The sequence below is a fragment of the Mycobacterium sp. genome (assembly GCF_050701515.1).
In the GTDB taxonomy this organism is placed as follows: domain Bacteria; phylum Actinomycetota; class Actinomycetes; order Mycobacteriales; family Mycobacteriaceae; genus Mycobacterium.
Map to the genome: position 1 here is coordinate 1 of NZ_JBOGDB010000195.1, position 7,603 is coordinate 7,603.

At 65.9% G+C, this 7,603-nt stretch carries 8 protein-coding genes; 2 read left to right on the forward strand and 6 right to left on the reverse strand.

The genetic code is table 11. The features are described from left to right. The 4 genes from ACRDU5_RS15990 to ddaH form a co-directional block, all read right to left on the reverse strand. The coding region (locus tag ACRDU5_RS15990) for a universal stress protein (protein ID WP_526615606.1) at positions 1–446 on the reverse strand (446 nt) is incomplete at its 3' end. Continuing rightward, complete coding sequence (locus tag ACRDU5_RS15995; RefSeq protein WP_526615607.1) at positions 443–1,978, reverse strand: amino acid permease; 1,536 nt, start codon at positions 1,976–1,978, stop codon at positions 443–445. The genes ACRDU5_RS15990 and ACRDU5_RS15995, both read right to left, overlap by 4 nt. Before the next feature lie 36 nt (positions 1,979–2,014). Next, positions 2,015–3,247, reverse strand: coding sequence for an ornithine--oxo-acid transaminase (gene rocD, locus ACRDU5_RS16000; protein ID WP_526615608.1), 1,233 nt, complete (start codon positions 3,245–3,247; stop codon positions 2,015–2,017). Then, positions 3,244–4,134: a dimethylargininase gene (ddaH, locus tag ACRDU5_RS16005; protein ID WP_526615609.1), complete on the reverse strand. Its 891-nt coding sequence runs from the start codon at positions 4,132–4,134 to the stop codon at positions 3,244–3,246. Before ddaH ends, rocD begins: the two co-directional genes overlap by 4 nt. A gap of 122 nt (positions 4,135–4,256) precedes the next feature. Here ddaH and ACRDU5_RS16010 point away from each other — a divergent pair, with 122 nt between their 5' ends. Together ACRDU5_RS16010 and ACRDU5_RS16015 are read left to right on the forward strand one after the other, a co-directional pair. Then, positions 4,257–4,703: an Rv2324 family transcriptional regulator gene (locus ACRDU5_RS16010; RefSeq protein ID WP_526615610.1), complete on the forward strand. Its 447-nt coding sequence runs from the start codon at positions 4,257–4,259 to the stop codon at positions 4,701–4,703. A gap of 26 nt (positions 4,704–4,729) precedes the next feature. Beyond that, entirely contained in the window at positions 4,730–5,938 is a 1,209-nt protein-coding gene (locus ACRDU5_RS16015; protein ID WP_526615613.1) for an NAD(P)/FAD-dependent oxidoreductase, read from the forward strand. Positions 5,939–6,001: 63 nt separating this feature from the next. On the opposite strand, the gene ACRDU5_RS16020 is transcribed toward ACRDU5_RS16015, so the two are convergent. Next, the gene (locus ACRDU5_RS16020) at positions 6,002–7,282 is read right to left on the reverse strand and encodes a VOC family protein (RefSeq protein ID WP_526615611.1); all 1,281 of its coding nucleotides are present in this window, start codon (positions 7,280–7,282) and stop codon (positions 6,002–6,004) included. Beyond that, positions 7,279–7,603 (reverse strand): RNA polymerase sigma factor (locus ACRDU5_RS16025; RefSeq protein ID WP_526615612.1); only part of this gene is annotated, 325 nt, incomplete at its 5' end. The genes ACRDU5_RS16025 and ACRDU5_RS16020, both read right to left, overlap by 4 nt.

Consider the following 7,603-nt stretch of genomic DNA (forward strand, 5'->3'; position numbering starts at 1 on the left):
GACCGTGCGCCGCGGTATCCCCGCGGACTGAGCGCGACGGGTACCGGCGCGGAGTGCAGCAGCCAGTCGGTGGTGGAGCCGAGAACTACTTGGCCGAGCGCGCCGTTCGACGACGAACCCGTCACCAGCACCCGTGCTTCAAGCTCTTCGGCCGCTTCGAGAAGGCCTTCGCCCGCGGTGCGGTTGGCGACTTTCTTGAAGCTGATTTCCACCCCCTGGCCGATCTGGTCGAGGCACCGTTGCGCCTCGCGCTGCGAGTCCGCCGCCAATTGGTCTGCCCACGCGGCGTATTCGGCATCGATCCGCGCCGGCGACGGTGTGGTCCACGGCTTGGGTACGACCGTGACGACGACCAGCGACGTGTTCAGCGTTTTCGCCGCTTCGACGGCCAGGTGCAGCGCCGACCGCCCCGCCTTACCGGCCAGGTAGCCGGCGACGACGGTCACGGCTCGTCCTTGGGCGGGCTGACGAAGTCGTGATCCTTCGGCTCCTCGACGAACATGACATCGTCGTCACCGGCGATCGCGGTGGGTATGTAACCGTCTGCACCACCCGCATTCAGAGCACTGTGGCGCCGGCTCCAGAACAGGTAGAAGAGCAGCGCCACGGCGACCCACGCGCCGAACCAGAACCAGGTGATTGCGGGCAGGCTGAACAGCACGGCGGCGCACGCGAGCACCGCCAGGATCGGGGTAATCGGATACAGCGGCACCTTGAACCCGCGCGGCAGGTCGGGCTGGCGAACCCGCAAGACGACGACGCCGATCGACACCACGATAAACGCGACCAGGGTGCCGATGGAGACCAGATCCCACAGATACTCGAGCGGGACGAATCCGGCCAGGAGTGCGCATACCGCCGCGACGATGATCGTATTGCCGACCGGTGTCATGGTGCGCGGGTTGACCTTTGCGAACATCGACGGAAGCAGCCCGTCGCGGCCCATCGCGAACAGGATGCGGGTCTGGCCGTACATCACCACCAGCGTGACCGAGAAGATCGAAATCACCGCGCCCGCGGCCAGGACAGTGCCGGCCCAGGTGCCACCGGTGATGTTCCTCAGAATCACCGCCAGTCCGGCGGTGGCCTGCTCCTCCGAGCCGAATTCCGCGGTGGGTTGCGAACCCAGCGCCGAAATCGCCACCAGCAGATACACGGTGGTGACGATCACCAGTGCCCCGATGATCGCCTTGGGCATGGTGCGCTGCGGATCCTTGACCTCGTCACCGGCCGTGGCCACCGCGTCCAGCCCGATAAACGTGAAGAAGATTGAGCCCGCCGCCAGGGTGATGCCCCCGATGCCCGAATCCCAGAAGCCGGCGAAGTGGTCGGAATTGTATGCCGTCAACGCGATCACGACAAACATCAGCAGCACAGCCAGCTTGATGATCACCATGATGGTGTTGACCAAGGCGGACTCGCTAGCGCCACGGATCAGCAGCAGCGCGCACATGGCAATTAGAATCACTGCGGGGAGGTTGATGACGCCCGGATCGGCATCCCATGGTGCGGCTGAAAGCAACTGCGGTATTTGGAAACCGAACAAGTTGTTCAACAACTCGTTCAGATAGCCGCTCCACCCGACCGACACCACCGAGATCGAAACGCCGTACTCCAGCAGCAGGCATGCGGCCACACCCATGGCCACGAACTCACCCAGCGTCGTGTAGGCGTAGGAGTAGGTGGACCCCGACACCGGCACCGCGGACGCTAACTCGGCATAGCAAATAGCTGACAGGCCAGCCGCGATGCCCGCCATGATGAACGAAATGATCACCGCCGGGCCCGCCTCCGGCACCGCCTCCGCCAACACGAAGAAGATGCCGGTGCCCACCGTCGCGCCGACGCCGAACATCATCAGCCGGAACGTGCCGATACTTCGCTTGAGGTGGTCGGAGGCGCCATGTGCGACCGGGGCGCCGATCACGGGCCGACGTCGTAACATCTGCTCGGAGAGGCGTATCGATGGGGCGGTCATGATGCCTCCTGCTGGGCTATATATCTCCGTATCGGATTAGTGTGAACCAGGTTCGGCCAGGACGTCGGCGAACTGAGAAGTAGCCCAATCGATCTCCTCGGCGGTGATCACAAGCGGAGGAGCAAACCGCAGCGTCGACCCATGGGTGTCCTTGACCAGAATGCCGCGCTCGGCGAGCCGCAAGCTTATCTCCTTGCCGGTCGCCAGCGCAGGGTCGATGTCGACACCGGCCCACAGCCCCAGGCCACGCACCTCCAGCACGCCGTGGCCGATCAGCGTGCGCAGTCGCGCGTGCAGACGGTTGCCGAGTTCGGTTGAGCGGGCCTGGTATTCGCCGCGGCGCAGCATCGACACAACCGTGCTGCCGACTGCGGCCGCCAGCGGATTGCCGCCGAACGTCGAACCGTGCTCGCCGGGGTGCAGCACCCCGAGGACCTCGCGGTCGGCGACCACCGCCGACACCGGAACGACCCCGCCGCCCAGGGCCTTGCCGAGCAGATACATATCGGGCACCACGTCCCAGTGGTCGCACGCGAAGGTGCGACCGGTGCGCGCCAGGCCGGACTGGATCTCGTCGGCGATCATCAGCACGTTGCGCGCCGAGCACACGGCACGAACCCGCGGCAGATAGTCGTCGGGCGGAACGATAATGCCCGCCTCACCCTGGATCGGCTCGATCAGCACCGCGGCCGTCTTGTCGTCGATGGCGGTGGCTAGTGCGTCGGCGTCACCGAACGGCACCGAGCGAAAGCCCGGTGTGTAGGGGCCGAAGCCGCGACGCGCCGTCGCGTCGTCGGAGAAGCTGATGATCGTGGTCGTCCGGCCGTGGAAATTGTTGTGCGCCACCACGATATTGCCCTGTCCGGCGGGCATCCCCTTGACATCGTTGCCCCACTTGCGCGCCACCTTGATGGCACTTTCAACCGCTTCGGCGCCGCTGTTCATCGGCAGCACCATGTCCTTTCCGCACAGCTCGGCCAGCGATTGACAGAACGGTCCGAGCCGGTCGGAGTGGAATGCGCGGCTTGCCAGGGTCATGGTGTCCAGCTGTGCATGCGCGGTCGCGGTGATCTCCGGGTTGCGGTGCCCGAAGTTCACCGCCGAATACGCAGCCAGGCAATCCAGATAGCGTCGGCCCTCTATGTCGGTGATCCAGGCGCCCTCGGCGCTGGCCGCCACCACCGGCAGTGGCGAGTAGTTGTGCGCGACATAGCGATCGTCGACGGCGATTGCGTCCGTGGTTGCCGTCACGGCGTCAAGGATGGTCACGGATGTACCTCCAGTGTGCAGCATTTGATCGATCCGCCGCCCTTCAGCAGCTCCGACAGGTCGACGCCGATCGGCACGAAACCGGCATCGGAAAGTTGCTCGGCGAAACCGGTCGCGGCCGCGGGGTGCACGACGTGCAGGCCGTCGCAGACGGCGTTGAGCCCGAGCACGTTCGCGTCGGAGGTGGCCACCTCGATGGCGTCCGGGAAGAGCTCGAGGATCCGCACGCGCGACTCGGAGCTGAACGCCGGCGGGTAGTACGCAATGGTGGTGTCGTCGAGCACGGCCAGCGCGGTGTCCAGGTGGTAGAACCGCGGGTCGACCAGCTCGAGGCTGACCACCGGCATACCGACGGCAGCTGCGATCTCGTCATGTGCCCGGCGGTCGGTGCGGAAACCGTAGCCACCCAACACGATCGAGCCGACGACCAAGAAGTCGCCCTGGCCCTCGTTGACGTGCCGGGTTTCGGCCGGCTGATAGCCGTGCCGGGCCATCCATTCGGCGTAGGCGGCGGCTTCGTCGTGGCGTTGCGGGTAGGCGAACCGGGCGACGACGGCCCTGCCGTTGACGATCAGGCCGCCGTTGGCGGCATACACCATGTCCGGCAGACCGGCGACGGGTTCTACCAGTTCGACGGTGTGGCCCAATTCCTTGTAGGTCTGGCGCAGGCTTTCCCACTGGTTCAGCGCGACATGGGTGTCGACCGATGTCGAGGTGTCCATCCACGGGTTGATGGCGTACTCGACGGCGAAGAACGTCGGGGCAGTCATGGCGTAGTGGCGAACAGTCGATGCGCGCTCAGGTGCTTTGTCGGCGACAGGGCGCCTCCGTCTTGCGGCGACATCGGATACCGGAGCCGCGTAGGCGGCGACAGCAGAAATCGTCATGATCAAACGATATTGGCTATGTAATTTGCAATCAATCACCACCTATTGCGTATATATACACGATCTGTTGTGCCAGATGTAGGATATCGAAGGTTTGTTGCGTCGATAGGGGTTTGCCGATCATGGACCGTTTGGATGACACCGACGAGCGGATTCTCGCCGAGCTGGCCGAGCATGCCCGGGCCACGTTCGCAGAGATCGGGCAGCGAGTGAACCTGTCCGCTCCCGCGGTCAAGCGGCGGGTGGACCGCATGCTCGACAGCGGGGTTATCCGGAGCTTCACCACCGTCGTCGACCGCAATGCGCTCGGCTGGACCACCGAGGCGTACGTACAGGTGTTCTGCCACGGCACAATTGCGCCAGACGAGCTGCGCGCTGCCTGGGTGGACATTCCAGAAGTCGTCAGCGCGGCGACCGTGACGGGCACGTCGGACGCCCTCCTGCATGTGCTGGCCCGCGACATGCAGCACCTGGAGGAGGCCCTGGAACGCATCCGCTCCAGCGCGGACATCGAGCGCAGCGAAAGCATCGTCGTGCTGTCGAACATCATCGAGCGCGCTCGGTCCTGACGTGCCCGAACTGCAGGGCGGCGCACATTCGGCCGACGCCATCGTGTAGAAAACCCCACGTGAGCACATCTGGGGGCATCGTCATCGTCGGTGGCGGGCTGGCCGCCACCCGAACCGCGGAACAGCTGCGCCGTTCGGAGTACACCGGCGCGATCACCATCGTCAGCGACGAGGACCACCTGCCCTACGACCGGCCGCCGCTGTCCAAGGAAGTGCTGCGGGCGGAGATGGACGATGTCACGCTCAAGCCGGCCGAGTTCTACGAAGAGAACGACATCACCGTGCTGCTCGGCAACGGTGCGCGGTCGGTGGATACCGCGGCTCAATCGGTGACGCTGGCCGACGGCAGCGACCTCGGATACGACGAGCTCATCGTTGCGACCGGGCTGGTGCCCAAGACCATTCCGTCCTTCCCGGATCTGGAAGGGATTCGGGTGCTTCGCTCCCTCGAGGAGAGCATGGCGCTGCGCGAGCACGCGGGTTCGTGCCGGCAGGCGGTCGTGATCGGCGCCGGTTTCATCGGCTGCGAAGTAGCGGCGAGCCTGCGCGGCCTGGGAGTGAATGTCGTTCTGGTGGAACCGCAACCGACGCCGCTGGCGTCGGTGCTTGGCGAGCAGATCGGCGCGCTGGTGTCCCGCCTGCATCAGGCCGAGGGCGTCGACGTGCACTGCGGCGTCGGGGTGGCCGAAGTCCGCGGAACCGACCGTGTCGAGAAGGTGGTGCTGTCCGACGGCACCGAGCTGGACGCCGACCTGGTGGTGGTAGGCATCGGTTCGACTCCGGCGACTCAGTGGCTGGAAGGCAGCGGCGTCGAGGTGGACAACGGCGTGGTCTGCGACGCGGCCGGCCGCACCAGCACAGCACATGTGTGGGCGATCGGTGACGTCGCGTCGTGGCGCCACCCGGTGGGATACCAAGTGCGCGTAGAGCATTGGAGCAACGTCGCCGACCAGGCCCGTGTCCTGGTGCCGGCGATGTTGGGCAAGGAGATACCGGCGACGGTCACGGTGCCCTATTTCTGGAGCGATCAGTACGACGTCAAGATCCAGTGCCTCGGCGAGCCGGAGGCCGACGACACCGTGCATATCGTCGAGGACGACGGACGAAAGTTCCTGGCGTTCTACGAACGCGACGGCGTGGTGGCCGGCGTGGTAGGCGGCGGCATGCCCGGCAAGGTGATGAAGGTCCGGTCCAAGATCGCCAACGGCGCACCGATCGCCGACGTGCTCGGCTAGTAGCGATTTCGGCGTGAAAACCTGCGCTGAGCGCAGGAAATCACGCCGAAATCGCAACTACGGCTAGAACTCGCCGAGGTAGAAGCGGCAGCCCTGGTCGTCGGTGCACTGCGCGGTCTTGCCGTACGGCTGCTGCGACGGCTCCTCGATCACCGTGCCGCCGGCCTCCCGCACCCGGGCGACCGCCGCCTCGACATCTTCGACCGTCCACATCGGCACGGTTGTCGCCGTCGAGCTGCCGCCCGCCACGCCGGCCATCGGGTGGGTCTCCACCACGCCCCAGCCGTCCTCGATGCGGCCCGGCTCGAAGGTCCAGAACAGCATCCGGCTGTAGAACGCCTTGAACGCGGCCGAATCGGTGACCTCATAGGTGATGTATGAAAGTTCGCCGGGCCCAGCACCGTTGAGCTCCGGGCGCGGCTGCCCCGGCGTCGGCTCGAAGACGGCGAACCCAGTGCCCTGCGGGTCGGTGGCGTCCAGCACGGTGCCGAAGTCGAATTGCTGGACATCACCGGGCTGGCCGCCGCCGTCAAGGATCGACTGCCGGGCACCCGCGAGATCGGCGACCGCGTAGCAGCAGAACAGGGTGTGCGCCCCGGGGACGCTGAAGATCCCGATGTGTTGCTTGGTATTGGTGACCTGATTGGTCGCCCGATCGTAGGTCCAGCCCAGCACATGGCCGTAGAAGGCGGCCGCACGATCGGCGTCCGGCGTCCACACCGACACATAGCCGACGTCGCCGTGCTGGATGGGTACCGCCGCGCCGGTGACCGGCCCGGTGAGCATCCAGCGGTGGCCGAACGGGTCGACGATGGTGGCGTTGCGGGCGCCGTAGTTCTCGTAGGGCTCGAGCTGCACTTGGGCACCGCGCTCGCGCGCTCGATCGAGCGTGGCGTCGGTATCGGTCACGTGCAGCATCAGGCTCACCGAAGTCGATTGCGGCGTCGGGGCTTTCAGTCCGAGTTCGGGATACTCGTCGGCCAGATACAACACACCACCGGCGATTTCCAGCTCGGCATGCCCGATGCGGCCGTCATCCATTTCGTACGGCTCGCCCACTACCGTCGCGCCAAAGACGTCCACGTACCAAGCGATTGCCTCGCGCGCGTTTGCGACCGAGAGGTAAGGCAATGCGGCTGGCCGCGGAGGCGCGGGCGCCACGGTTGGTTGGTTGAGTTCGGCGATTGCGGTTTCGGTGCCACTCATGACAACTCCTTCTGTTCGATTGGGCAGGGACAGCGCCGATTCCAGACGTGCACGCAGTCGGGACGCGAACGCCGGATCGGGCTGGACCGGAAGCTCGTCGCCATGCAGCACGGTCAGCGGATCGTGGCTGTTGTTCATGACATCCCTCCTTCCGGTTCCGGGTAGTGAGATCTGAAGGCGCGACGGGCCCGCACCAGCAGGGCTTCGGTGGCATGCACCGTGCGGCCGATCAGTTCTGCGCATTCGGGCACGCTGCGGTCGTCCATGTAGCGCAGCGCCAGTACCGTGCGGTGCTGCTCGGGCAGCCTGGCCAGCACGCTCTCGGCGACGATGCGGTCCAGCGCCGCGTCCCAGTCGTCGGCCGGGCTGACCGGTTCGGGCAGCTCGGCCACCGGGACGCTGAACCGGTCGTGCCGACGCCGGTAGTGGTCGGCGAGCTTATGCCGTGCCACCCCGAGC

Excerpts from the sequence above, each read along its gene's own strand:
- ACRDU5_RS16010 (WP_526615610.1), top strand. The coding sequence starts at position 4,257 with ATGGACCGTTTGGATGACACCGACGAGCGGATTCTCGCCGAGCTGGCC.
- ACRDU5_RS16020 (WP_526615611.1), bottom strand. The coding sequence starts at position 7,282 with ATGAACAACAGCCACGATCCGCTGACCGTGCTGCATGGCGACGAGCTT.
- ddaH (WP_526615609.1), bottom strand. The coding sequence starts at position 4,134 with ATGACGATTTCTGCTGTCGCCGCCTACGCGGCTCCGGTATCCGATGTC.
- ACRDU5_RS15995 (WP_526615607.1), bottom strand. The coding sequence starts at position 1,978 with ATGACCGCCCCATCGATACGCCTCTCCGAGCAGATGTTACGACGTCGG.